This window comes from Streptomyces sp. NPDC005784 (assembly GCF_042871525.1).
In the GTDB taxonomy this organism is placed as follows: domain Bacteria; phylum Actinomycetota; class Actinomycetes; order Streptomycetales; family Streptomycetaceae; genus Streptomyces.
The window spans coordinates 237,313-262,381 of record NZ_JBIAIQ010000006.1; the positions used below are offsets into that span (position 1 = coordinate 237,313).

General features: G+C 71.3%; 22 protein-coding genes and 1 pseudogene. 11 read left to right on the forward strand and 12 right to left on the reverse strand.

Annotated elements, in window-relative coordinates:
- Positions 1–174: 174 nt before the first annotated feature.
- Positions 175–870, reverse strand: a complete 696-nt coding sequence (locus ACFYR3_RS13520; protein ID WP_389282890.1) for a TerB family tellurite resistance protein — start codon at positions 868–870, stop codon at positions 175–177.
- 217 nt (positions 871–1,087) lie between these two features.
- On the reverse strand, positions 1,088–2,839 hold the full coding sequence (leuA, locus tag ACFYR3_RS13525; RefSeq protein WP_355845614.1) for a 2-isopropylmalate synthase: 1,752 nt from the start codon (positions 2,837–2,839) through the stop codon (positions 1,088–1,090).
- 320 nt (positions 2,840–3,159) lie between these two features.
- Between leuA and ACFYR3_RS13530 the strand changes: the two genes are divergently transcribed.
- The 4 genes from ACFYR3_RS13530 (at position 3,160) to ACFYR3_RS13545 (ending at position 7,363) form a co-directional block, all read left to right on the forward strand.
- Complete coding sequence (locus ACFYR3_RS13530; RefSeq protein ID WP_389282893.1) at positions 3,160–4,230, forward strand: M4 family metallopeptidase; 1,071 nt, start codon at positions 3,160–3,162, stop codon at positions 4,228–4,230.
- 122 nt (positions 4,231–4,352) lie between these two features.
- Complete coding sequence (locus ACFYR3_RS13535; RefSeq protein WP_355845620.1) at positions 4,353–4,619, forward strand: protealysin inhibitor emfourin; 267 nt, start codon at positions 4,353–4,355, stop codon at positions 4,617–4,619.
- 165 nt (positions 4,620–4,784) lie between these two features.
- On the forward strand, positions 4,785–6,101 hold the full coding sequence (locus ACFYR3_RS13540) for a GH1 family beta-glucosidase (RefSeq protein ID WP_389282895.1): 1,317 nt from the start codon (positions 4,785–4,787) through the stop codon (positions 6,099–6,101).
- Positions 6,098–7,363: an MFS transporter gene (locus ACFYR3_RS13545; RefSeq protein ID WP_355845626.1), complete on the forward strand. Its 1,266-nt coding sequence runs from the start codon at positions 6,098–6,100 to the stop codon at positions 7,361–7,363. Before ACFYR3_RS13540 ends, ACFYR3_RS13545 begins: the two co-directional genes overlap by 4 nt.
- A gap of 45 nt (positions 7,364–7,408) precedes the next feature.
- Here ACFYR3_RS13545 and ACFYR3_RS13550 read toward each other — a convergent pair whose 3' ends face one another.
- Positions 7,409–8,287, reverse strand: a complete 879-nt coding sequence (locus ACFYR3_RS13550; protein ID WP_355845629.1) for an NAD(P)-dependent oxidoreductase — start codon at positions 8,285–8,287, stop codon at positions 7,409–7,411.
- A gap of 119 nt (positions 8,288–8,406) precedes the next feature.
- On the opposite strand from ACFYR3_RS13550, the gene ACFYR3_RS13555 reads away from it, so the two are divergent.
- The 4 genes and pseudogenes from ACFYR3_RS13555 to ACFYR3_RS13570 form a co-directional block, all read left to right on the forward strand.
- The gene (locus tag ACFYR3_RS13555; protein ID WP_355845632.1) at positions 8,407–9,249 is read left to right on the forward strand and encodes a helix-turn-helix transcriptional regulator; all 843 of its coding nucleotides are present in this window, start codon (positions 8,407–8,409) and stop codon (positions 9,247–9,249) included.
- Between the two features lie 294 nt (positions 9,250–9,543).
- On the forward strand, positions 9,544–10,020 hold the full coding sequence (locus tag ACFYR3_RS13560) for a hypothetical protein (RefSeq protein ID WP_355845635.1): 477 nt from the start codon (positions 9,544–9,546) through the stop codon (positions 10,018–10,020).
- A 283-nt stretch (positions 10,021–10,303) separates the two neighbouring features.
- A complete protein-coding gene (locus ACFYR3_RS13565) occupies positions 10,304–11,629 on the forward strand; it encodes a beta-xylosidase (RefSeq protein WP_389282898.1) in 1,326 nt (441 codons plus the stop codon).
- A 108-nt stretch (positions 11,630–11,737) separates the two neighbouring features.
- Positions 11,738–12,769, forward strand: a pseudogene (locus ACFYR3_RS13570) (WxL protein peptidoglycan domain-containing protein); the annotation flags it as partial.
- On the opposite strand, the gene ACFYR3_RS13575 reads toward ACFYR3_RS13570, so the two are convergent.
- The gene (locus tag ACFYR3_RS13575; RefSeq protein ID WP_355845641.1) at positions 12,666–13,004 is read right to left on the reverse strand and encodes a P-II family nitrogen regulator; all 339 of its coding nucleotides are present in this window, start codon (positions 13,002–13,004) and stop codon (positions 12,666–12,668) included. The pseudogene ACFYR3_RS13570 and the gene ACFYR3_RS13575 sit on opposite strands and share 104 nt — an antisense overlap.
- Positions 13,001–14,308, reverse strand: a complete 1,308-nt coding sequence (locus ACFYR3_RS13580; RefSeq protein WP_355845644.1) for an ammonium transporter — start codon at positions 14,306–14,308, stop codon at positions 13,001–13,003. Before ACFYR3_RS13580 ends, ACFYR3_RS13575 begins: the two co-directional genes overlap by 4 nt.
- A gap of 245 nt (positions 14,309–14,553) precedes the next feature.
- On the opposite strand from ACFYR3_RS13580, the gene era reads away from it, so the two are divergent.
- Positions 14,554–15,519, forward strand: coding sequence for a GTPase Era (gene era, locus ACFYR3_RS13585; protein WP_261702641.1), 966 nt, complete (start codon positions 14,554–14,556; stop codon positions 15,517–15,519).
- A 234-nt stretch (positions 15,520–15,753) separates the two neighbouring features.
- Here era and ACFYR3_RS13590 read toward each other — a convergent pair whose 3' ends face one another.
- Positions 15,754–16,107: a cytidine deaminase gene (locus tag ACFYR3_RS13590; protein ID WP_355845648.1), complete on the reverse strand. Its 354-nt coding sequence runs from the start codon at positions 16,105–16,107 to the stop codon at positions 15,754–15,756.
- A 60-nt stretch (positions 16,108–16,167) separates the two neighbouring features.
- Positions 16,168–17,043: a helix-turn-helix transcriptional regulator gene (locus tag ACFYR3_RS13595; RefSeq protein WP_389282901.1), complete on the reverse strand. Its 876-nt coding sequence runs from the start codon at positions 17,041–17,043 to the stop codon at positions 16,168–16,170.
- 89 nt (positions 17,044–17,132) lie between these two features.
- Between ACFYR3_RS13595 and ACFYR3_RS13600 the strand changes: the two genes are divergently transcribed.
- On the forward strand, positions 17,133–18,686 hold the full coding sequence (locus tag ACFYR3_RS13600) for an MFS transporter (protein ID WP_389282903.1): 1,554 nt from the start codon (positions 17,133–17,135) through the stop codon (positions 18,684–18,686).
- Positions 18,687–18,751: 65 nt separating this feature from the next.
- Here ACFYR3_RS13600 and ACFYR3_RS13605 read toward each other — a convergent pair whose 3' ends face one another.
- From ACFYR3_RS13605 to ACFYR3_RS13625, 5 genes are all read right to left on the reverse strand, one after another.
- Positions 18,752–19,111, reverse strand: coding sequence for an MmcQ/YjbR family DNA-binding protein (locus tag ACFYR3_RS13605; protein WP_355845657.1), 360 nt, complete (start codon positions 19,109–19,111; stop codon positions 18,752–18,754).
- Complete coding sequence (locus ACFYR3_RS13610; protein ID WP_356781283.1) at positions 19,108–20,421, reverse strand: hemolysin family protein; 1,314 nt, start codon at positions 20,419–20,421, stop codon at positions 19,108–19,110. The genes ACFYR3_RS13605 and ACFYR3_RS13610 overlap by 4 nt, the downstream gene beginning before the upstream one ends.
- Positions 20,418–20,915, reverse strand: coding sequence for an rRNA maturation RNase YbeY (gene ybeY / locus ACFYR3_RS13615; protein WP_261702645.1), 498 nt, complete (start codon positions 20,913–20,915; stop codon positions 20,418–20,420). The genes ACFYR3_RS13610 and ybeY overlap by 4 nt, the downstream gene beginning before the upstream one ends.
- A gap of 12 nt (positions 20,916–20,927) precedes the next feature.
- Complete coding sequence (locus tag ACFYR3_RS13620) at positions 20,928–21,986, reverse strand: PhoH family protein (protein ID WP_355845663.1); 1,059 nt, start codon at positions 21,984–21,986, stop codon at positions 20,928–20,930.
- Positions 21,987–22,168: 182 nt separating this feature from the next.
- Complete coding sequence (locus ACFYR3_RS13625) at positions 22,169–23,272, reverse strand: PfkB family carbohydrate kinase (RefSeq protein ID WP_355845666.1); 1,104 nt, start codon at positions 23,270–23,272, stop codon at positions 22,169–22,171.
- A gap of 391 nt (positions 23,273–23,663) precedes the next feature.
- Between ACFYR3_RS13625 and ACFYR3_RS13630 the strand changes: the two genes are divergently transcribed.
- Positions 23,664–25,022 carry an MFS transporter gene (locus ACFYR3_RS13630; RefSeq protein WP_355845669.1) on the forward strand — a complete coding sequence of 453 codons (1,359 nt, stop codon included), beginning with the start codon at positions 23,664–23,666 and terminating at the stop codon, positions 25,020–25,022.
- Positions 25,023–25,069 lie beyond the last annotated feature (47 nt).

Consider the following 25,069-nt stretch of genomic DNA (forward strand, 5'->3'; position numbering starts at 1 on the left):
GCTCACGGTGGCGAGGGCTCGGGCGCCGCGACAGGCGCGGAGAGCGGCCCGGATCACCTACGACGGCGTCCGTGCCGTCGCCAGGAGGCGGGAGGCACGAGGCGGGAGGCCGGACGGGACTACGACGGTGTCCGTGCCGTCGCCAGGAGGCGGGAGGCGGGAGGCTGGACGGGACTACGACGGCGTCCGTGCCGTCGCCAGGAGGCGGGTCACGTCGTCCGAGCAGATCGTCAGGGCCGCGCCCACGGTGGCGAGGACGTCGCGTTCGGCGGGGGTGTACGGGCCGTCGGCGAGGGCGATGCGGGCGCCCTGGAGCAGGATCGCCTCACGGCCCGTCGGGGCGAGGTGCGGGGCCAGCGGGTCCAGGGCCTCGTGGAGCTCTATGGCCAGGCTCGCTCCGCAGGGCTCGCCGAAGAAGCGGCCCGTGTCGGCGGCGAGGGCCTCGACGAGGGCTCCGAGCTGGTCCTCCGTGCAGTCGTCGAAGCCGGCCGAGCGAACGGCCGCGGCGGCGGTCTCCAGGGACGCGCGGGCGCAGCCTCCGTCCGCAGCGAGGACCGCGAGGGCGACGGTGTGGACGGCGTCGCGGAGCATCGCGGAGAAGCGGGTGGTGGTGGGGTGGTCGAGGACGTCGGCGCCGTAGTGGTGCCGGCAGGCGGCGCATTCGACGACCGGCCCCGTCTCGCCGCGCGGGAGCACGGGAACACCCAGAAGAGTGAAGCGGCGTCGGCCGGCGAGCCGCTGGTAGTTGCGGTCGCCACCGCAGCCGGGGCAGAAGAACTCGCCGTCGCCCACGGTGCTCCACGCGGTACGGGTGCCCAGGATGCGGGGAACCTGAACTGCACGACCGTTTCGTCCCCATCCTGGCAGCACGTCGCACACCTCCGTAACTCCCCCACAGCCTCAAAGGCGTGGGAGGTACCCGCACGGCAACATCGCCGTGCTGGCGTGATGTTAGCCACATTGTCGAGGTGTAGTCAGTACCTAGGACGAGACCTGCTCGTGACCTGCACATGGATTGGCCGGGATACGACCGGGCCCCGCCCGCCTCGAAAGGCGGACGGGGCCGGAAAGAACCAGGTGAACGAGGTCAGCGGGCCGCTCGGTTGACCGCGGAGACGACGGCCTTCAGCGAGGCACGTGTCGTATTCGCGTCGATGCCGATTCCCCACAGGACCTTGTCGCCGATCGCGCACTCGATGTACGACGCGGCCTGCGCGGAGGCGCCCTCGCTCATCGTGTGCTCCTGGTAGTCAAGCAGGCGCACGTCGACGCCGATGGACTGCAGGGCGTCGAAGAAGGCGGAGATCGGACCGTTGCCGGTGCCGCTCAGGACGGTGTCGGCACCGTCGACCGTGGCCTCGACGGTCAGGGTGTCCACGCCGTCCTTGTCCGTGGTGGACTGGCCGGTCCTGACCTGGATACGGCCCCACGGGTTGGCGGGGTTGGGCAGGTACTCGTCCTGGAAGGTCGCCCAGATGTCCTTCGGCGTGACCTCGCCGCCCTCGGCGTCCGTCTTCGCCTGGATGATCTTCGAGAACTCGATCTGCATCCGGCGCGGCAGGTCCAGCTTGTGGTCGTTCTTCAGGACGTACGCGATACCGCCCTTGCCCGACTGCGAGTTGACGCGGATGACGGCCTCGTAGGAGCGGCCGACGTCCTTCGGGTCGATGGGCAGGTACGGGACGGCCCACTCGATGTCGTCGACGGTGACGCCCTTGGCGGCCGCGTCGGCCTCCATCGCGTCGAAGCCCTTCTTGATGGCGTCCTGGTGGGAGCCGGAGAAGGACGTGTAGACCAGGTCGCCCGCGTACGGATGGCGCGCGTGGACCTCCATCTGGTTGCAGTACTCCCACGTACGGCGGATCTCGTCGATGTCGGAGAAGTCGATCTGCGGGTCGACGCCCTGCGAGAACAGGTTCATGCCCAGGGTGACCAGGTCGACGTTGCCGGTGCGCTCACCCTGGCCGAACAGGCAGCCCTCGACGCGGTCGGCGCCGGCCATCAGCGCCAGTTCGGCGGCGGCGACGGCCGTACCGCGGTCGTTGTGGGGGTGGATCGACAGGCAGACGTACTCGCGGCGGGACAGGTGGCGGCCCATCCACTCGAAGCGGTCCGCGTGCGTGGAGGGGGTCGAACGCTCCACCGTGGCGGGCAGGTTGAGGATGATCTCGCGGCCCGGACCGGGCAGCCAGACGTCCATGACCGCCTCGCAGACCTCCAGGGCGAAGTCCAGCTCGGTGTCGGTGAAGATCTCGGGGCTGTACTGGTACCCGAACTCGGTCTCGGGGCCCAGCAGCTTCTCCGCGTACTCGGCGACCAGGCGGGTGCCGTCCACGGCGATCTGCTTGATGTCGTCCTTGGAGCCGCGGAAGACGACACGGCGGAAGACCGGGGCGGTGGCGTTGTACAGGTGCACGTTGGCGCGCTTGGCGCCCTTCAGCGACTCGACGGTCCGCTCGATCAGGTCCTCGCGGGCCTGGGTCAGTACGGAGATCGTGACGTCGTCCGGGATCGCGGTCTCGTCCTCGATGATCGACCGGACGAAGTCGAAGTCCGTCTGGCCCGACGCCGGGAAGCCGACCTCGATCTCCTTGTAGCCCATCTTCACCAGCAGGTCGAACATCTCGCGCTTGCGCGCGGGCGACATGGGGTCGATCAGGGCCTGGTTGCCGTCGCGCAGGTCCGTGGAGAGCCAGCGGGGGGCGACGGTGATCCGGTTGTTCGGCCAGTCGCGGTCGGAGATGTCGACCTGCTCGTACTGCCCGTACTTGTGGACCGGCATCGACGTGGGACGCTGACGGTTCGGGCGCGTGTGCTGGCTGCTCTGGCTCTTCGCCATGATGCGTAGGCTCCTCAGGATGTCCGAAAGGACGGCCGACGGCGCAACGCCAGACTCCGCGGGGAGGGGGTCGGCCTCGACTACAGGCCCTCGCCGCGGCAGCTAAGGAGAAGCAGCCCGAAACGCATGATGCTCCGCAGCGTAGCGGAGCGGCGCTCCGTACGGAGGGCTGTATCAGTATGCGGGATCGCGCCTCCCAAAAGGTACAAAAAGTGCGCCATACCACTTCCAGGCGGAATCCCAGGCTCCTTATCTCCGCATTTCACCAATCATGGTTGCACGTAGTGACATGCAAGTCACTCAGTGCAAGGGTGCCGGGCATGACGACCAACGGGGGCTTCGAGCCCGTCCACTGCACCATCGTGCCGCCACACGTCCTCGACAAGCTCGCCCAGCACGAGGACCCGGCGCTCTCCGGTCCCGCGCGCCAGACCCTGGAGCGCGACGCGTACGAGCGCACCCACCGGCGGCTGACCACCGTCCTCGGCGCGCCGGCCGTGCCCGCGCCCGCGGGAGCCGACGAGCACACACCGCACCGCACGATCTACGACGCCCGTCATCGCCAGGACCTCCCCGGCAAGAAGGTCCGCGGCGAGGGCGACAAGCCGGGCAAGGACGCCACGGTCAACCGCGCGTACGCCGGTCTCGGCGCGACCTTCGACCTCTACCTGAACGCCTACCACCGCACCTCGATCAACGGCGAGGGCCTGCCGCTCGACGCGACCGTGCACTTCGACACGAACTACAACAACGCCTTCTGGAACGGCGAGCAGATGGTGTTCGGCGACGGCGACGGCGAGATCTTCCTCGACTTCACCATCCCGGTCGACGTCATCGGCCACGAACTGACCCACGGCGTCACCCAGTACACGGCGAACCTCACCTACTTCGGCCAGCCGGGCGCCCTGAACGAGTCCATGTCGGACGTCTTCGGCTCGCTGATCAAGCAGTACACGCTCGGCCAGACCGCCACCGAGGCCGACTGGCTGATCGGCGCCGGTCTGCTCGCCCCGCGGATCAGCGGCACCGCCCTGCGCTCCATGAAGGCGCCAGGCACCGCGTACGACGACCACGCCCTCGGCAAGGACCCGCAGCCCGGGACGATGGACGGCTACGTCAGCACCGGCCGCGACAACGGCGGCGTCCACATCAACTCCGGCATCCCCAACCACGCCTTCTACCTCGTCGCCCAGGCACTCGGCGGCCACGCCTGGGAGCGGGCCGGACAGATCTGGTACGACGTCCTCACCGGCGGGGAGCTGCCCCAGCAGGCCCTCTTCTCGGACTTCGCGCGGCTCACGCTCGCCGCCGCGCGGACCCGGTACAACGACGGGGAGGAACTGCTGGCCGTGACGAAGGCCTGGGAGCAGGTCGGAGTCCCGTCCGCGTAAGCCCCGGACGGGACGGCAGCTCCGGACCGGCAGCCCCGGACCGGCGGCCCGGGTCCCGCAAGTCCCGGACCCGTAGCCCGAAGGCCTGGCCTCGGGCGCCCGACTCGTACTAGACAGGACCCATGCGTATCGAAGTGCGGCGCACGGGCGGGTTCGCGGGCATCGAGCGCCGTGGCGAGGTGGACACCTCGGCACGGCCGGACGCCCCCGAGTGGCACGCCCTGGCCGAGCGGGCACTCGATGCCGGCCGGGGCACGCCCCCGGCCGGCGTCCCCGACGGCTTCAACTATCGGATCACCGTGGACGGGAAGACGGTCTACGCCGCCGACCCCGCACTGACGGAGGAGCAGCGCGAGCTGATCTCACGGGTACTGAAGGAAGGCGCCTGACGGAGGACGGCTGACGGAGGACGCCTCACGGCCGGCGCGGACGGCCCCACGGCCCGGCGGAGGACGCCTCACGGCCTGACGGGAAAACGCCAGACGGGGAACGCCTGACGGAGGCCGCCGAACGCGGTCACGCCGAACCGTTGACTTCCGTTACCGCCGGTACAGATGATCGCGCGCATGGCGACGATCCCCCTCCCGCAGTTCCCGTCCGGCTTCCTCTGGGGCGTGTCCACCTCGGCCCACCAGATCGAGGGGGCCGTGGACGAACGCGCCCCCTCGGTGTGGGACGCCTTCAGCGCCGGGCCCGGACACATCAAGGACGCCTCCACGGCGGCGGTGGCCTGCGACCACTTCCACCGCTACCCCGAGGACGTGGCACTCCTCGCCGGCCTCGGCGTGGACGCGTACCGCTTCTCGGTCTCCTGGCCCCGGGTGAACTCCCCGGGCGGCCTCGACTTCTACGACCGCCTGGTCGACGCCCTGTGCGCGGCGGGCATACGGCCCGTACCGACCCTCTTCCACTGGGACCTGCCGGCGGAACTCGACTGGCTGAACAGGGACACCGCCGAGCGGTTCGCCGAGTACACCTCGGTCGTCGCCGAACGCCTCGGCGACCGTGTCAAGAAGTGGATCACTCTCAACGAGCCCGCCGAACACACCCTGTTGGGCCACGCGCTCGGCGCGCACGCCCCCGGCAAGCAGCTCCTGTTCGACGCGCTGCCGGTGGCCCACCACCAGCTCCTCGCGCACGGTCTCGCCGTACGGGCCCTGCGCGCGGCCGGCGCCGGCGACATCGGGATCGCCAACTCGCACGGCCCGACCTGGGCGGCCTCGGACCGTACCGAGGACGTGGAGGCGGCCGACTTCTACGACCTCCTGCTCAACCGCCTCTTCGCCGACCCCGTCCTGCTGGGCCGCTACCCCGACGGCATCGGCGAGTTGATGCCCGGTGACGTCGAGGCGGACCTGAAGATCATCGGTGAGCCGGTCGACTGGTACGGGATCAACTACTACCAGCCGACGAAGGTAGGCGCTCCCGAGGGCGCGGAGATCGAGTTCAGCGGACTCACGCTGCCCGCCGAACTGCCCTTCACGGTCAAGGAACTGGAGGGCTACCCGGTCACCGACTTCGGCTGGCCGGTGGTGCCCGAGGCGCTCACCGAGCTGCTGGTCGGCTTCCACGAGCGCTACGGGGAACGGCTCCCGCCCGTCGTCATCACCGAGAACGGCTGCTCGTACGACGGCATCGACGACCAGGAGCGGATCGCCTTCCTGGACGGTCATGTCCGGGCACTGCACCGGGCGTTGGAGCAGGGTGTGGACGTACGCGGCTACTTCGTCTGGTCACTGATGGACAACTTCGAGTGGGCGGAGGGGTACGCGCGCCGCTTCGGTCTCGTGCACGTCGACTTCGACACGCTGGAGCGGACCCCGAAGGCGTCGTACAACTGGCTGCGGCACGCCCTGCGGGCCCAGAGATGACCGCGGCCGACCACCCGGTCATACCCGTGGCCGCCCTCGCCGAGCCCGTCGAACGGGTCGGCCGGGGCTGGACCTCCGCGCTCTCGCTCGCCAACGGGGCGATCTGGGTGGGCTGGTACGGCCCCCTGCAGATCCTTCTCGCCTCCCAGGCGGAGGACTTCGCGCCCGGCACCGGCATGTCCAAGGAGGCGATGCTGGCCTGGGTGACGGGTGCGGGCGCGGTCGTCTCACTGATCGCCAACCCCCTCTTCGGCGCGCTGTCCGACCGTACGACCGCGCGCCGGGGCCGCCGTACGCCGTGGATCGTGGCCGGGGCGGCGGGCGGAGCGCTGTCCCTGCTGCTCCTCGCGGGAGCGGGCGGCGTGTGGACGATGGCGGCGGGCTGGTGCCTGGTCCAACTGACCCTGAACGCCGCGTTCGCCGCGGTCACCGCTGCCGTCCCCGACCGGGTGCCGCGGCTGCAACGGGGTTCCGTGGGCGGCTGGCTGGGCGCCGCGCAGATCCTCGGCGTGGTCGGCGGCACGGGACTCGCGACGGTGGCCGGGGGCACCGGCGGCGGGTACGCGGCGTGCGCGGTGTTCACGCTGGTAGGCGTCCTGCCCTACGTGCTGCGTTACCCGGACCTGCGCCTGCCGGTGTCCGCCCGCCCGCCCTGGTCCGGGCGCGCGTTCGTCGCCTCGTTCCGGCTGAGCCCGCGCGAGCACCCCGACCTGGCGTGGGCCTGGCTGACCCGCTTCCTGATCAACCTCAGCAACGCCCTCGTGCTGCTGTACCTGCTCTACTACCTGCGGGACCGGCTGCACTACGGCGACCCCGAGCAGGGTGTTCTGATCCTCACGGCGGTGAACGGGGTCACGCTGCTCGCCACCGTCGTGGTGGGCGGGGTGTGGTCGGACCGGCTGGGCCGCCGCAAGCCGTTCGTGGTCTGGTCCGGCGTCCTGATGGCGGTGGCCACAGCGGCGCTGGCCGGCTGGCAGACCTGGCCCGGCGCGATCACCGCCGCGGCCGTCCTCGGCATCGGCTTCGGCGTCTTCACCTCCGTCGACTTCGCCCTGATGACCGACGTCCTGCCGAAGGCTCTCGACCGCGGCAAGGACCTCGGCGTCATCAACATCGCCAACGCCCTCCCCCAGGTCGCGGCCCCCGTACTGGCGGCCCCGATCGTGACGTACCTGGGCGGCTACCGGGTGCTCTACCTGGTCGCCGCGGTGATCGGGCTCGCGGGGGCGGTGCTGGTGGGGCGGATCAAGGGGGTGGACTAGGGCCGAGCGGGCCGGGCGGTCACCTCGGGGGACCGCCGGGCCCGGTCACAGGGCCCCGGCGTCCCTGGCCGTCCACAGCGACGGGTACACGGGGCGGAAGCCCAGGTCGTGGCGGATGCGGTCGGTGGACACGATTCCGTTCCAGGGGTCGGGGTCGGTGCGCTCGTACAGGGCGGGCGGCACCTCGACGCCGTTGATCCGGTGGAGGTCGACGGCGGTGACGGGGGCGTCGTCGGCGATGTTGTAGATCCGGCCGCCGCCCACGCCGGGGGCGTACAGGAGGCGGTTCAGTCCCTGGGCGACGTCCGCGTGGTGGACCATCTGGAGCCGTTGGCCGGCGGCCCAGTGCGCGGCCCACCTCATCGACGCGGCGAGATGCGGGTCGCCCTCCCCGTAGACGAAGGCGAGGCGGCCGATCCGGACGTCCATACCGCCCTCCAGGGCGAGCAGGCCGCGCTCCGCCTCCGCCTTGGACGCCGGGTAGGCGCCCCACATCTCGCCGCCCGGCATGCTCTTGTCGTCCTCGGTCAGCGGGCGGCCCCGACCGGTCCCGTACACCAGACTGGTGCTGACCTGCACGAACCGGCGCACCCCGGAGGACAGTGCGGCGCGGCCCAGCTCAACCGCGACGTCGCGGTTGACCGCCCAGGCCTCCTCGTCCGGCACGCCGCGGAAGGCGGCCGCGATGTTCACCACCGCGTCGACGCCCGCGAGGGCCTTGCCGAGCGTCTCGGAGTCGCGCAGGTCCCCGACGGCGATCTCGGCCCCGAGGCCGGTCGGGCCGGTGAGGCCGGCGAGGGCCGTCGCCCGGGATTCGTCACGGACCAGGACCCGTACCCGGTCGCCGGGGGGTGCCTGCTGCAGAAGGCGGGGTACGAAGCGGCGTCCGACCTCGCCGGTGGCTCCGGTCACCAGTGTCAGCATGATCTGCTCCTCTCGTCGGCCTCCACCGTCCCCCCGTGCCGGGCGGAGCGGGAGAGACCTCCTGATCCAGGGACCGGCAGTGCCTGGATAAGACCGGCGGCCTGCGTCACGCTGGAGAGGTGAACCGAGCCGAACTCGCCGACTTCCTGCGCCGCGGCCGCGCCCGTCTGGAGCCCTCCGACGTGGGGCTCACGGCCGGTTCCCGCCGCCGCACCCCGGGCCTGCGCCGCGAGGAGGTGGCGGCGCTCGCGGGCATGTCCGTGGACTACTACACCCGGCTCGAACAGTCACGCGGGCCGCGCCCCTCCCGCCAGATGCTGGGCGCGCTGGCCCGGGCACTGCGGCTCACCGGCGACGAGCGGGACCACCTGTTCCACCTGGTCGGCGAGGAGCCCCCGCGAGCCGGGAGCGCCTCGCCGCACGTCCGGCCCGGGCTGCTCCTGATCCTCGACCGGCTGCACGACGCACCCGCGCAGGTCATGACCGACTACGGCGAGGTGCTCGCGCAGAACACGATGGCGGCGGCGCTGACAGGCGAGGCGGACCCCGGGCGCAATGTCGTACGACGGTTCTTCACCGACCCGCGGTCCCGCGCCCTCTTCCCACCCGAGGACCGCCGCGAGCACTCCCGCTCCCACGTCGCCAACCTGCGCGCGGTCACGGCGGCCCGCCCCGACGACCCGGCCCCCGCCGCCCTGGTGGCCGAACTACGCTCCACGAGCGAGGAGTTCGCGGACCTCTGGGAGTCCCACGAGGTCGCCGTGCGGCGCTCCGCGACGAAACGGTTCGTGCACCCCACGGTCGGTCTGCTGGAACTCGACTGCGAGTTCCTGCTCAGCTCCGGCGACAACCAGCTCCTCGTCGTCCACACCGCACGCCCCGGCACCGAGTCGTACGAGCGTCTCCAGCTGCTGCGCGTGGTGGGCCTGCAGAACATGGCTCCGGCCGCCGGTCAGCGGTGACCTTCCGGGCCCGGGTGCAACTTCGGCCACTTTCCACAACCGTTGAAGGAAAGGGTCCGCTTCCCTTGCAATCGTGAGGCACCCGCGCCTCAATGGAACCGCACATTCCGACGGACCGTCAGAAACACCTCCGCCGCACGGCGTCCCGCACCCCACGCGCGGACGGTCCGCGTACACGTCTCCCCGCACCCTCACCGAGCACAGAGGTGAGGAGCCCGTGTGCCCGGACCAGGGCGGACGACCCCGTCCCGACCATCCCCACATGGCAATTCCCCCACAAGGGAAGGGATTTCAATGAGAGGCAAGCGACTCGGAACCGTCGCGGCGTTAGCCGCCGGCACCCTCGCCGTGACCGGTCTGGCCTTCGCGCCGACCGCCGCGGCCGTCACTCCCCAGACGGCCACCATCAACGCGACCTGCACCCTCGGTGGCGGCGGTGCGGCCACCCTCACGGCCACGCAGGACGGCACGGCCGCGACCATCACCCTCAGCTCCACCGCCATCACGTCCCCGCTCCCCATCGCCGAGAACTCGGTCACCTCCACCCTGACCCTGGTGAACGCAAGCGGCGGGACCACCGCCTTCAGCGGCACGAAGAACCCCGCGATCGCCGCAGGCGGCGGAGTCTCGGTGGGCCCCCTCGACGGCACCGTCGCCTCCGGCGACAGCCTGGAGACCTACGGCGGCTCCCTGACGATGGTGGTCTTCGGCATCACCATCACCTGCACGGCGGACGCGCCGCAGTCCCCGGGCCCGTTCGTCTTCGACTGACCCACCGCGCCACGACGTGACGAGGGCCGGTGCCGCCCGCACGCAGCGGCGCCGGCCCTCCGCAGTCCCCCAACCCCCAACCCCCAACTCCCTTGCGTACAGCTTGGGTTGGCGACCGGTCGATGACCGGCCCGATGGCGGTCGATGACCATGACAGAAACTGATGGCCCATCAGTCACTGCGCCGGGACTCCATTGACTTCTCACACAACCCGCACATCAATGGCCCCCTGTCGGCGCAGACGAGCCGCTGCGCCCGCATCCCTCAGGAGGGGGCAACAACCATGTCAACCACGGGTCCGACAACCCGAAGACGCCGCCTCGCGGCACTGCTCGGGGCGACCGTACTCGCGCTCACCGCGGGAGGTGCGCTGGCCGCCCCGGCCGGAGCCACGCCCACCAACGTGGACTTCGCCACGCACTGCATCCCGCCCGCGATCGCGGGCATCCCGCCGATCGACGGCACCACCACCGCGAAGATCGCGGTGGACAACGCGAGTCCCAAGGTCGGCGACACGGTCACCGTGACCTACACGGTGGTCAAGCCCGCCGCCAGCAACCCCGTCGACATCGCGCTTCCGGCGGACATCATGACGCCCACCGGCAAGGTCGCGCTCGGCGGGGCGCAGACCGGAAGCGTCACCGTCGCCGGTCCCAAGAAGAACGACCCGGTGCCCGGCAAGGGCGCCTTCCCGTCGTTCAGCATGACGGGCACGTTCACCGTCACCGCGCCCGGCGCGATCACCCTGTCGCCGAGCGACTACAACATCCACACCAGCTACATCATGGAGCTGGACACCCCGTGCACGGTCATCACCCCGCCCGCCCCGGTGTCGGAGACGGTCACCGCGACGGGCGGACAGACCAACACCCGGGCCATCCAGCTCGGTTCGGCCTCCGGGAACCCCGGTGACAGCGTGACCGTCACCGGCAGCGACTTCACCCCGGGCGCCACCGTCACCCTCGCCGGACGGTCCGGGGCCACCCAGACCGCCGACACGGCGACCGTGACCGCGAACGCCCAGGGCTCCTTCAGCGGCTCGCTCGTCGTCAACGACAAGACGACGACCGGCGTGGTCGCGTACGAGGGAGGAAGCTGGAACGCGGACACCGGCGCGGGTCCCGCCGCGTATGTCGTCAACGACAACACGCCCGTCCCGGACGGCAGTCAGAGGCTCACCACCACGGTGAAGGCGGGAACGCTGTCGATGACCCAGGCCGGGGACGCCGTCGCACTGTCGGCGGTCGACTACGGCAAGGGCGGTGCCTCCACGGGCGCCCTGCAGACGGTGACGGTCAAGGACTTCCGCGGCGGACCCGCGGGCTGGTCCCTGACCGGCAAGGTCACCGACTTCACCGGCCCCGGCGCGAAGATCGATGCCGGTGCCCTGAGCTGGACCCCGGCCTGCGCCACCAAGGCCGGCAGCCCGAGCACCTGCCAGGCCGGTTCGTCCGGCGCGGTGGGCACCTCGGGAGCGACACTGGCATCCACCCCGAACGGGACACTCACCGGTGGTGAGTTCACCGTCGACGCCGGACTGTCGCTGAACGTACCGGAGTTCACGCCCCCCGGCTCCTACTCCGGTGTGCTCACGCTGACGCTCAGCTGACCGGTCCGCCACTCGACCGGTCCATCCGCACCCCGGTGGCCGGGCGCGCACCCGCCCGTCCACCTCGTCCGCCCACGTCGCCCATGCCGTCCGCGGGGGTCCGCACCCATGCGCAAGCCGTACGCCCTCCTCCTGACCCTGTTTTCTGTCTTCGCGGCCGTCTCGGCCGTCTCGGCCTTCCTGGCGACGCCCTCGTACGCGGCCGACAACGGCAGTTGGTCGGTCTACCCCGTGTCCTCGCGCATCGCCGCACGGCCGTACTTCTATCTCTCCGCCGACCCCGGCCAGACGCTCCGCGACAAGGTCACCGTCGCCAACAAGACCGGCGGCCCCCTGACGTTCCGGCTGTACGCGGCCGACGCCTACAACACCGCGCGCGACGGCGGTTTCGCCGTGCGCACGCTGAAGGAGAGGCAGCGCGGGGTGGGGGCGTGGGCGCGGCCCGACCGCTCCCGGGTCGCCGTGCCCGCGCACGGCGAGGTCACCGTGCCGTTCACGCTCCGGGTCCCGGAGCGGGCCGAACCCGGCGACCATCCGGGCGCGTTGGTGGCGCTCGACGAACGGATCGAGACGGGCTCGGGCTCCCTCTCGGTCGGGGTGCAACGAGCCGTGGCCGCCCGGGTCTACCTCCGGGTCGGCGGGCCGACGGTCCCCGCCCTCGCCGTGGAGAAGGTCCGCCTCACCCATCACCAGCCGCTGATCCCCGGCACCGGCGCGGGCACGGCCACCGTCTCGTACACCCTCCACAACACGGGCAACGTGACACTGAACCCGAAGGTGCGGCTGAGGGCCGAGGGCCTCTTCGGGCGGACCCTGCTGTCCCGCGGCCTCACGGGCATCCCCTCGGAACTGCTCCCGGGCCAGCGGGTCCGGCTCACCGTGCCCTGGCGCGGGGCGCCCCAACTCGACTGGGGCGATGTGACGTTGACTGCCAGCGCGCCCGGGACCAGGGAGTCGGCGAGCGTGTCGTTCCTGGCGCTGCCGTGGCTGGTGGCCGTGCTGGTGGGAGCCGCGTTCGCCGCGGCGGTGGTGACGATCAGAGTGCGTCGGGCCCGCGTTCGCCCGTCCGTACCCGTACGACTGTCTCCACGGGTACGGACCACACCTTTCCGTCCCCGATCTTCCCGGTCTGCGCGGCCTTCACCACCGCGTCGATGACCGCGTCGGCCACCGCGTCCTCGACGACGACCTCGATCCGGACCTTGGGGACCAGGTCGACGCGGTACTCGGCGCCGCGGTACACCTCGGTGTGCCCGCGCTGACGCCCGTAGCCGCTGGCCTCGGTGACGGTCAGCCCGTGCACACCGAGCTCCTGCAGGGCGGTCTTGACCTCGTCGAGCCGGTGGGGCTTGACGACGGCGGTGATGAGCTTCATGCCTGGTGCTTGACCTTCTGCGCGGTGGGAAGGGACGACGACACCGGGGCGCCGTGGCCCAGGACCCCGTGATCGTAGGCGCTCTCGGCGTGCACCGTAAGGTCCAGGCCGTTCTGCTCGTGCTCCTCGTCCGCGCGCAGACCCATGAGCCGGTCGAGCAGCCTGGCGATGCCGTACGTGGCGGCGAACGCGTACCCCCCGACGGCCAGCACGCCGACCAGCTGCCGGCCGAGCTGGCCGAGGCCGCCCCCGTACAGCAGCCCGTCGATCCCGCCCGTCATCCCGTGGACGGCGAAGACCCCGATGAGCAGCGTGCCGATGACACCGCCGACCAGGTGGACGCCGACGACGTCCAGCGAGTCGTCGTAGTCGAACTTGAACTTCCAGCTCACGGCGTACGAGCAGACGACGCCGGCGGCGAGCCCGACGGCGAGCGCGCCCAGCAGGGACACGGACCCGCAGGACGGGGTGATGGCCACCAGACCGGCGACCGCGCCCGAGGCGGCGCCCAGCGTGGTCGGGTGGCCGTCGCGCCGCTGCTCGACCAGGAGCCAGCCGAGCAGGCCCGTGCAGCCGGCGGTGAGGGTGTTGAGGAAGGCAGCGGCGGCCAGACCGTTGGCGCCGAGGGCGGACCCGGCGTTGAAGCCGAACCAGCCGAACCAGAGGAGACCGGCGCCGAGCATGACCATGGGCAGGTTGTGCGGGCGCATGGCGTCCTTCTTGAAGCCGAGCCGCGGTCCGAGGACCAGGCACAGCGCGAGCCCGGAGGCACCCGAGGTGATCTCGACCGGCATACCGCCGGCGAAGTCGAGCGCGCCGAGACCGTCGCGGATCCAGCCGCCGGGACCCCAGACCCAGTGGGCGACGGGAACGTATACGAGGAGCGCCCAGACGGGCACGAAGACGAGCCAGGCCCCGAATTTCGCCCGGTCGGCGACCGCCCCGCTGATCAGCGCGGCGGTGATGATCGCGAAGGTGAGCTGGAAGGTGGCGAAGAGCAGGGTGGGGACGCTGCCCTGCACGCTGTCCGGCCCGAGCCCGGCCATCCCCGCGTGCCGCAGCCCGCCGATGAGCCCGCCGAACGCGTCCCGCCCGAACACGAGGGAGTATCCGGCGGTCAGCCAGACCACCGTGACCAGGGCGATCGACACGAAGCTCATCATGAGCATGTTGAGCACGCTCTTCGCGCGGACCATGCCGCCGTAGAACAGGGCCAGGCCGGGCGTCATCAGGAGGACGAGCGCGGTGGCGGCGAGCAGCCAGGCTGTGTCGCCGGTGTCGATCCGGGCAGCGGCCAGAGTCACGGTCTCTCCAACGGGGTGGGGGCGTCGTCAGAGCGTCACGGGCGCGCATTTCCGGTTGCGCACACCCGCGTTTCCGCCGTGTTTCATTGCGCCGCGATTTCCGAATCCTCACAGATGAGGTGTCCGGCGTACGGCGCGTGAACGCCCGGCGGGCGACTCCTGGACGCCCTGGGCGCGGGTGTCGGAATGCCCGCCTCCGCGGTATCGAACAGCTTGGTACGGCGGGCGCCCGACGATCAGGGAGAATGGGCGCCATGAGCGTTCGCAACCAGTCATCCGAGCCGTCCGAGGCAGTGGGGAACCACCGCGCCGGCTTCGCCTGTTTCGTGGGCCGCCCCAACGCGGGCAAGTCCACCCTCACGAACGCTCTGGTCGGCCAGAAGGTGGCGATCACCGCGAACCAGCCGCAGACCACGCGGCACACCGTGCGGGGCATCGTGCACCGGCCCGACGCGCAGCTGATCCTCGTCGACACCCCTGGCCTGCACAAACCGCGCACCCTGCTGGGTGAGCGGCTCAACGACATCGTCCGCACCACCTGGGCCGAGGTCGACGTGATCGGCTTCTGCCTGCCCGCGAACGAGAAGCTCGGCCCGGGTGACCGTTTCATCGCGAAGGAACTGGCGTCGATCAAGAAGACGCCGAAGATCGCGATCGTCACGAAGACCGACCTCGTCGACAGCAAGACGCTCGCCGAGCAGCTCATCGCGATCGACCAGCTCGGCCGGGAGCTCGGGTTCGAGTGGGCCGAGATCGTGCCGGTGTCCGCGGTGGGCGACTCGCAGGTGGGTCTGCTGGCCGATCTGATCGTCCCGCTGCTGCCGGAGGGGCCCGCCCTCTACCCCGAGGGTGACCTGACGGACGAGCCGGAACAGGTCATGATCGCGGAGCTGATCCGCGAGGCCGCCCTGGAGGGCGTCCGCGACGAGCTTCCGCACTCCATCGCCGTCGTGGTCGAGGAGATGCTGCCGCGCGAGGACCGCCCCGCCGACAAGCCGCTCCTCGACATCCACGCCTTCGTCTACATCGAGCGCCCCAGCCAGAAGGGCATCATCATCGGCCCCAAGGGCAAGCGCCTGAAGGACGTCGGCATCAAGTCCCGCAAGCAGATCGAGGCGCTGCTGGGCACGCCGGTCTTCCTCGACCTCCATGTGAAGGTCGCCAAGGACTGGCAGCGCGACCCGCGGCAGCTGCGCAAGCTCGGTTTCTGAGACACCTCAGCGCCCCTGAGGAACCTGAAGACGCCCGGTCAACGGGCAGACGGCCCGGTCTCCGGGCCGTCTGTGCGTCCAGGGGCGGGAAAAAGGCGTCCAGGGGCGCGAGAAAGTCGTCCGGGGTCGGAAGGAAGCCTTCTCAGGCCGCCGTCACCGTGAGCCTGAGCCCGCCGTCACACGCGGTCTCAGCCCGCCGTCACCGTGAGCCTGAGCCCGCCGTCACACGCGGTCTCAGCCCGCCGTCACCGTCACGCGTACGACGCCGTCGAGTCCGGCCAGCAGCACCGGTGTCCCGGGCCCGCCCAGATCCCGTACGGCCGCACGGTCCGCGTCCGTGACGGCCTCCGCCTCGGACACCACGGCCGCCGACTCCAGGGACTTCGCCCCGGACGCCACGGCCATCGCCACGGCCGTCTGCAGGGCGCTCAGCCGCAGCGACTCCAGCTCCACGGTCCCGGCGACGTAGGTACGCCCCGTCTCGTCGCGTACGGCCGCGCCCTCGGGCACACCGTTGCGGGCCCGCGTGGAACGGGCCAGGGTGACGATCTTGCGGTCCTCGGGGTCGAGCGCGCTGCTGTCGGTCATGACCAGAGCATACGAAGTGCCGGCGCGCGTACCCGCCGAAGGGTCACCCGACGCGACGGGTCAGCCGGCCACCGGGTACATCGACCCGCGCCGGCCCTCCGGCGAGGCGAGCCACTCCAGCTTCGAGGCCGTGTTCGCCTCCGGCAGCGGTGTGTGCAGCACGATCGTGAGATCCGGCCGGACCGGCACCTTCATCGCGGTGGACTCCACGGCGAGCAGACCCACCAGCGGATGGTCGAGCTCCTTGCGGATCTGCCCGGCGTCCTCGATGTCCCGCAGCTCCCACAGCTCGGCGAACTCGGCGCTGGATCCGGTCAGTTCGGCCAGCAGTTCGCGGAAACCCTCGTCGTCCGGCGCGACGGCGCACGACGCGCGGAACTGGGCGACGACGGTACGGGCGTTGCGCTCCCACGTCTTGGAACGGCCCCGGTAGAGCGGGTCGGTGAAGAAGTCGACGACGCAGTTCTGGGTGATCTCGGGGCGCATACCGAGGACCACCGCGGCGGCGTCGTTGTACATGACGCAGTTGTAGTACGCGTCCATGATGTGCGCCGGATACGGCATCCACGTGTCGATCAGCCGCCGCAGCCCGTCGCACATGTCCCGGTCCCCGGGGGCGACTTCGGGCACGGGCGGGTTCATTCCGGCCAGCGTGTACAGATGGCGCCGCTCGGTGTTGCTGAGCCGCAGCACGCGGGCGACCGAGTCCAGGACCTGCGGCGACACGGAGATGTCCCGCCCCTGCTCCAGCCACTGGTACCAGGAGGCGCCCACGCCCGCGAGGACGGCGACCTCCTCGCGGCGCAGCCCCGGTGTGCGGCGGCGGGCACCGCCGTCGGGAAGCCCGGCCTCGGCCGGTGACACCCGTGCCCTGCGGCTCTTCAGGAACTCCCGCAGTTCCGGGCGCCGTTGGTTCCTGGGCGCGTCCTCCGTCACGTGTGCCTCCCCCTCCGGTGACTGGTGGTGCGGCCACCAGCATAAGTTCCGGCTCCCCACGGATATTCCGGCCGCCGCAAGCTCTTGCCATGACCACCGAGACGACGACCGAGTCCACCACCCGCACCCCCGGCGGCGGCACGCCGGGCACCGGTCCGGGCACCACGAACGGCCCACGGGCCGACACCTCCTCCGCTCCCCCGGTCCCCGGGAGGGACCACCGACCACCCCGCGCCGCCCGGCTGTCGCGGCGTGACGGGCTCGTGCTCTTCGTGCTGTGCGCGGCCCAGTTCATGGTCGCGCTGGACTTCTCGGTCCTGAACGTGGCGCTGCCCGTGCTCGGCCGGGACCTCGGCATGAGCCGGTCCGCGCTCCAGTGGGCGATCACCGCCTTCGCGCTGCCGTCCGGCGGCTTCCTTCTCCTCTTCGGCCGCGTCGGCGACCTGTTCGGCCGCCGCAGGCTCTTCCTCGCCGGGCTGGCCCTGTTCGGGGCGGCCTCGCTGCTCGCGACCTTCGCCTGGGACCCGGCGTCGTTCCTGGCCGGACGGGCCCTGCAGGGGCTGGGCGCGGCGGCGATCGTGCCGACCGGCATGTCGCTGCTGACCACGACCTTCCCGGAAGGCCCGGCACGTGACCGCGCCCTGGGCATCTCCGGCACGCTCCTGTCGCTCGGCTTCACGATCGGCATGGTGGCGGGCGGCGTCCTGACCGACGTGCTGGGCTGGCGTTCGACGATGGGTCTGCTGTCGCTGTTCGCGCTGATCGTGCTGCCGCTGGCCCCGGGCCTGCTGCCCGTGTCCCGTCCCCACGGCTCCGGGGACGTGGCGGGTGCCGGAGTCCCGGACCGCCCGCGCCTGGACATCCCGGGGGCGGTCACCGTCACCGGTGGTCTGCTGGCCCTGATCTACGCGCTGTCGACGGCGGCGGACCGCGGCTTCGGCGGCGCGGACGTCGTCACGACGCTCGTCGCGGGCGTGCTGCTGCTCGGTGCCTTCGTCCGGATCGAGTCCCGTGCCGCCGCCCCGCTCGTCAGCCTGACGATGCTGCGCCGCCGCACGGTGGCCTGGGGCAACCTGGGCGGCCTGGTCACCTTCTCGATGATGTCGACGGTCGTGTTCGTGCTGACCCTGTACCTCCAGGAGACGCTCGGCCTCTCCGCCTTCGAGACCGGCCTGGTCTTCGGCGCGCAGGGTGTGCTGTCGGCCGTAGCCGGGATGTACGCCTCGAAGGTCATCGGCCGGTTCGGCGCCCGCCGTACGCTGGTCGGCTCGCTGGCCGGGCAGGGGCTCTTCGTGGCGGGGATGCTGCTGCTGGGCGCGCACACCTCGTCCGTCTGGATCGCCGCCGCCGGGGTGTCGCTGGCCAGCATGTGCCATCTGGGCGCGATCATCTCGTACGGCCTGACCGTCACCTCGGGCGTCCCGGACGAGGAACAGGGCCTGGCCACCGGCCTGGTGACGTCCACCCAGCAGGTGGGCATCACAGTCGGCATCCCGCTCCTCGGTGTCCTCGCGACCACGTCGGACGACCTGCTGAGCGGCGTCCACACGGTCCTCGCCCTGGACGCGGTGATCGTGCTGGCGGCGGCGGTCCTGGTCGCGGCGGGACTCGGGCGACACGGCACGGCAGCACGCACCCGCTGAGGGTCGGGGCGGACCCTGAGGGTCAGGCGTCACCCTCCAAGCCCTCAGGGGGTGACCCGCTGAGGTCAGGGGCGGTCGAGGCGCAGTCGCTCGGCCCGCGGCAGACCGGCCACGACGAGATCGTACGAATCCTCGATGAGCTCCCGGACCAGGCTGTCCGGGAGCTCGCCGTCGACGGTCACCGTGTTCCAGTGCCGCTTGTTCATGTGGTAGCCCGGGATGATCAGCCCGGGGTGCTGCTCGCGCAGCCGGATCGCGTCCTGCGGGTCGCACTTCAGGTTGACCTTGAGCGGGCGCGCGTCCAGGCTCGTCAGGGCGAAGACCTTGCCCAGCACCTTGAAGACCGAGGTCTCGGGGTTGAAGGGGAAGTCCTCGACGGTCGCGTTGAAGGACAGGCAGAGCGCGCGCAGCCGCTGCGGGGTCATTCCGGCTTCTCCCGCTCGGGCGGCCCGGCCGGGCCGCCCGGCTCGACCGGCTCGACGAGGACCGTGACGATCTTGTTCCGGCGGCCGGTCGCGGCCTCCGCGGTCAGCCGCAGCTCGCGCCCGTCGGGCAGTTCGACCACCGAGGAGGCACCGGCGATGGGGACCCGTCCCAGTGCCTTGGCGAGCAGTCCGCCGACGGTCTCCACGTCCTCGTCGTCGTAGGCCTCGAAGCCGTACAGCTCGCCGAGGTCACCGATGTCGAGGCGGGCGGTCACCCGGAAGCTGTCGCCGCCGAGCTCCTGGACGGGTGGCAGTTCGCGGTCGTACTCGTCGGTGATCTCGCCGACGATCTCCTCGAGGATGTCCTCGATGGTGACGATGCCGGCCGTGCCGCCGTACTCGTCGATGACGACGGCGACGTGATTGCGCTTCTGCTGCATCTCGCGCAGCAGGTCTCCGGCGTTCTTCGTGTCGGGTACGAAGGTGGCGGGCCGCATGGCGGTGGACACGAGCTCGGACTCGGCGTCCCGGCTGATGTGGGTCTTGCGGGCCAGGTCCTTGAGGTAGACGATCCCGACGATGTCGTCCTCGTTCTCCCCGGTGACGGGTATGCGCGAGAAGCCCGAGCGCAGGGCGAGGGTGAGGGCCTGCCGGATGGTCTTGTAGCGCTCGATGACGACGAGGTCCGTGCGGGGCACCATGACCTCGCGCACGAGGGTGTCGCCGAGCTCGAAGACGGAGTGCACCATGCGGCGCTCCTCGTCCTCGATGAGCGACTCCTTCTCGGCGAGGTCGACCATCGCCCGCAGCTCCGCCTCGGAGGCGAACGGGCCGCGCCTGAATCCCTTGCCGGGGGTGAGCGCGTTGCCGATGAGGATCAGCAGCGGCGGGATCGGGCCCATGATCCGGGCCAGTGGCAGCAGGACGTACGCCGCCGCCGTCGCGGTGTTCAGCGGGTGCTGGCGGCCGATGGTGCGCGGTGAGACACCGACCGCGACGTACGACACGAGGACCATGACGGCGATGGCGACGGCCAGGGCCTGCCAGGTCCGGTCGAACTCCTTCAGGCAGGCGAAGACGACGAGCGCGGCGGCCGCCATCTCGCAGGCCACGCGGACCAGCAGCGCCACGTTCAGATAGCGCGTCGGGTCCGCGGTGACCTGCGCGAGCTTGGCGCTGCCGCGTCGGCCGCTGCGGACCGCCTCCTCGGCGCGGAAGCTGGAGACGCGCGCGAGGCCCGCCTCCGCGCAGGCGGCGAGCCAGGCGACGACGACCAGGGTGATGGCACCGATGACCAGCTGTGGGCTCATGACACGGTCGGGGCCGGAGACGGACCCGTGATGCCCTTCTCCGCACGCCAGCCGTCCACGATGGCGGCCTGCAGCCCGAACATCTCGGCCTTCTCGTCGGCTTCCTCGTGGTCGTAGCCGAGCAGGTGCAGCACGCCGTGGACGGTGAGCAGTTGGAGCTCCTCGTCCATGGTGTGCTGCGTCGGGGCGTCCTTGCCCTGCTGCTCGGCGACCTCGGGACAGAGCACGATGTCGCCGAGCAGTCCCTGCGGCGGCTCGTCGTCGTCCTTGGACGGCGGACGCAGCTCGTCCATCGGGAAGGACATGACGTCTGTCGGTCCCGGCAGGTCCATCCACTGGATGTGCAACTGCTCCATGGCGTCCGTGTCCACGACGATCACCGAGAGCTCGGAGAGCGGGTGGATGCGCATCCGTGCGAGCGCGTAGCGGGCGATGTCGAGGATCGCCTGCTCGTCGACCTCGGTTCCGGACTCGTTGTTGACGTCGATCGACATGGCGGTGCTGGTCTACTTCCCTTTGTGGCCCCGGCTCTTGTGGGAGCCGTTCTCGGTGCCGTTCTCGCTGTCGTACTTCTCGTACGCGTCGACGATACGGCCGACCAGCTTGTGCCGTACGACATCGTGGGACGTGAGCCGCGAGAAGTGGACGTCGTCGAGGCCCTCCAGGATGTCCTGGACCTGCCGCAGACCCGACTTCGTACCACTCGGAAGGTCGACCTGCGTCACGTCACCGGTGATCACGATCTTCGAGTCGAAGCCGAGCCGGGTGAGGAACATCTTCATCTGCTCGGCGCTCGTGTTCTGGGCCTCGTCCAGGATGATGAAAGCGTCGTTCAGGGTCCTGCCGCGCATGTACGCCAGCGGCGCGACCTCGATCGTGCCCGCCGCCATCAGGCGCGGGATCGAGTCGGGGTCGAGCATGTCGTGCAGTGCGTCGTAGAGCGGGCGCAGATAGGGGTCGATCTTCTCGTAGAGCGTGCCGGGCAGGAAGCCGAGACGCTCGCCGGCCTCGACCGCCGGGCGGGTCAGGATGATCCGGTTGACCTGCTTGAGCTGGAGCGCCTGGACGGCCTTCGCCATGGCGAGGTACGTCTTGCCCGTACCGGCGGGGCCGATGCCGAACACGATGGTGTGCTTGTCGATGGCGTCGACGTAGCGCTTCTGGTTGAGCGTCTTGGGGCGGATGGTGCGGCCTCGCGAGGACAGGATGTTCTGCGTGAGCACTTCGGCCGGAGTCTCCTGGCCGTCGCCCTCCCCGTTCTCGCTCGCCCTGAGCATGGCGATCGAGCGTTCCACTGCGTCCTCCGTCATGGGCTGCCCGGTGCGGAGCACCAGCATCATCTCGTCGAACAGGCGCTGGACGAGAGCGACTTCACCGGCGTCGCCGACCGCACTGATCTCGTTTCCCCGGACGTGGATGTCGGCCGCCGGGAAGGCCTTCTCGATCACGCGCAGCAGGGCGTCTCCGGAACCGAGAACGGTCACCATGGGGTGCTTGGCCGGGACGGTGAAGTGCGCGCGCGCCTGCCCCTGAGCGGGGCCGTGAGCTGTGGGTGTCTGAGTCATGGGCCGGCTCTGTAGGCCTGCGTATCCTCCTCGGTCGGCACGCTTGCCACACGGGCAGCCTTGCGTTCCCCAGCGTACGTCGCGGCACTCACGGAGCCGTAGGGCTTTTCCTGAGGTCACGAGGTCGTGACCTGAGGCCGCGCCGGGATCTGAGGGCGCACCGGCCTCATGACCAGGTGGTCTCACGCCGAGCGGCCGAAACCGATCGTCGGTACCGCCCGGCGCAGCGGCCAGGGGCGGGTGACCTCAGGGAGCAGGCCCTCCAGGAAGGCGTACCGGCTGAGGGCCGCCGGATCCTGGTCGTCGACCGACTGGACCCGGCGCCACCAGGCGGCGATCTCCGACCAGCCGGGCGCCGACAGCGATCCGCCGAACTCCTGGACGGAGAGCGCGGCGATCAGCCCGGCGAAGGCGAGACGGTCGGCCAGCGGCCAGTCGGCCAGGGTCCCCATGACGAATCCGGCGACGAAGACGTCACCCGCGCCGGTGGGATCCAGCGCCTCGACGGCGATCGCCGGGACCTCGGCGCTCTCCCCGGAGCGGCCGTCCACGGCGTAGGCGCCGTCGGAGCCGAGGGTGACGACCGCCAGCGGTACGTGCTCGGCCAGCGCGTGCGCCGCCGCGCGGGGGCAGTCGGCGCCGGTGTACCGCATGGCCTCCTCGGCGTTCGGCAGGAACGCCTCGCAGTGCGCCAGATCGGCGAGGCCCGCCAGGTCCCAGCGGCCGGTGTCGTCCCAGCCGACGTCCGCGAAGATCCGGGTGCCCCGGCTCGCGGCCTGCGCGATCCAGGGCGCGCGGATTCCCGGGGTCAGCGAGGCGACGGCTGCACGCGCGCGCGGCGGGCAGTCCGGGGCGGGCTCCTCGTGCGGCGGCTCGTGCCCGTGGCTGACCATGGTCCGCTCGCCCTCGTACGCCATCGACACGGTGACCGGCGAGTGCCAGCCGGGCACGGTCCGCGACGGCGCCAGATCGATGCCCTCGCCCTGCTCCAGGGCGTCCCAGCAGTACTCCCCGTAGTGGTCGTCCCCGAAGGCGGCCGCGAGGGAGGTCTTCAGGCCCAGCCGGGCGAGGGCGGTCGCCATGTTCGCGACGCCACCGGGGCTCGAACCCATGCCGCGCGCCCAGGACTCGGTGCCGCGCACGGGGGCGGAGTCGAGCCCGGTGAAGATGATGTCCAGGAAGACGGTGCCCGTGAGGTAGACGTCCCAGGGCGGGTCCTCGGCCGTGCGCAGCCCGGCGAGCGGGTCGACATGGGCCTGGCGGAACGGTCCCTCGCCGTCGATCACGGTGCGCTCCCTGGGATGGTCCGGATCTGGCCAGTGTGCACCACGCGGGCCACGCGGGGCCGTGTGGTCACGCCGGGGCGGGCGTGATCCGTGGTGCGGGTGGGCACGTCACCGACCTGACCGTCGCCCGCTCCGTGCCCGGAGACCCGTGCCCTGTACGCGCGGCACCGACATCGGCATCGGCACCGCACCCGGCTCCGCCCGGCGCTCGAAAAGCGGGCCCTCCTACCCCGGGGACCCCACCACAAACGAAGAGTGCCCCAGATCACATGGCGACGCCTTCTTCGCGGACCCCCCACCTTGATACAAATTGCCCGCGCGTTCCTGTCCGTCGACAGCCGCCCCGATCCCCCCTCTTCTTGAGCCGCTCTCGCCTGCCCTGGGAACGCCCGTGTCCGCCCGCACCCCCACGCCCTGGCCCCTCGTCGCCCTTTTCACGGCCGGGTACCTCGCCGCGTATCTGCTCCCCACCACCGTCGGCCGCCTGGACGCGGGACTCCCGCTCTCGGCCACCCAGGCCGGTGCCGTCGGCAGTGTCCTGCTGCTGAGTTCGGCCTCGGCCGGCTTCCTGCTCGCCTCCCGCGTCGACCGCTTCGGCCCGCGCAGGTTGGCCCGCGCAGGCCTGCTCCTCGCGGCCGTCGGCTACGGCACCGCCGCGCTCTCGTCGGCCGTCCCTCTCGTCGTCGCCGGTGCGATCGTCGGCGGCTTCGGTTCCGGTACGGCCACCGCGGTCGCCGCGACCGGAATCGCCGGTCGGCACGATCCGCACCGGGTCACCACCCTGGGTCTGCTCGGCGTCTCCGGCCTCGCGGGCGCCCTGTATCTGACGATCCCCCATCTGGGCCCGGCCCACGGTGTCCCGCTCGCCGCGATCGCCTGCACGGCGCTGCTCGCGCTGTCCCTGACGGGACGGCTCCCCGCGCGCACCCCGGCCGCCCACACCCCGCGCACCGCCGCCCCGCTCCCGCACCGCCGCTCCGGCCTGCTCCTCGCCGGCGCGATGCTCTTCTGGTCCCTCGCGCAGAACTCCCTGTGGGGCGTGAGCGGCCGGATAGGTCTGACCCAGGCGGGCCTCACCGAGGTCGAGGTCGGGGCGGTCTTCGCGGTGGCGCTCGGCGCCGGACTGCTCGGGACCGTCGGCGCGGGCGCCCTCGGCCCGCGGCTCGGCCGGGCGCTGCCGATCGGCGTGGGCACGGCGCTGATCGCCGGCTGTATCGCGCTGAGCGCGGCGGCCACCGATCTGACGTCGTTCGCGGCGGGTGAGATCGCCTGGAACACGCTGTACCCGGTCGTGCTCTCGTATGTGATCGGCCTCGCCGCGTCCATGGACCCGCGCGGCCGGTGGGCGGTCCTCGTCGGTTCCGCCTCCTCGCTCGGCACGGCGTGCGGCCCGCTCACCGGCAGCCTGCTGTCCGCACGGGCGGGTTACCCGGCGATGGGAACGGTCCTGGCGGTCGGCCTGCTGCTCATCGGCGTCCCGATGACCCTCGTGGCCCTGCGCCCACGGCGCACCACCCGGATCGTGGAGATCCCGGTCTTGGAGACGCCGGTCACGGAGATCCCGGCCGCGGCAGGCCACTACGCGGAGATCCCGGTCGTGGAGATCTCCGTGCCGCCGGTCCCGGCCGTGGACAACGCCGTCGTGGAGATCCCACTGGGGGGCGTGCCCGCCCAGCGGGAGGCCTACGGCACGGCGGGACCCCGGCACACGGCGGCCACCGTGTCCGCGCCGGGGCCCGTGACCGTCTGACGCCCGTCCCCTGTCCGCCCGTCCAACCGTCCAACCGTGCGGACTGG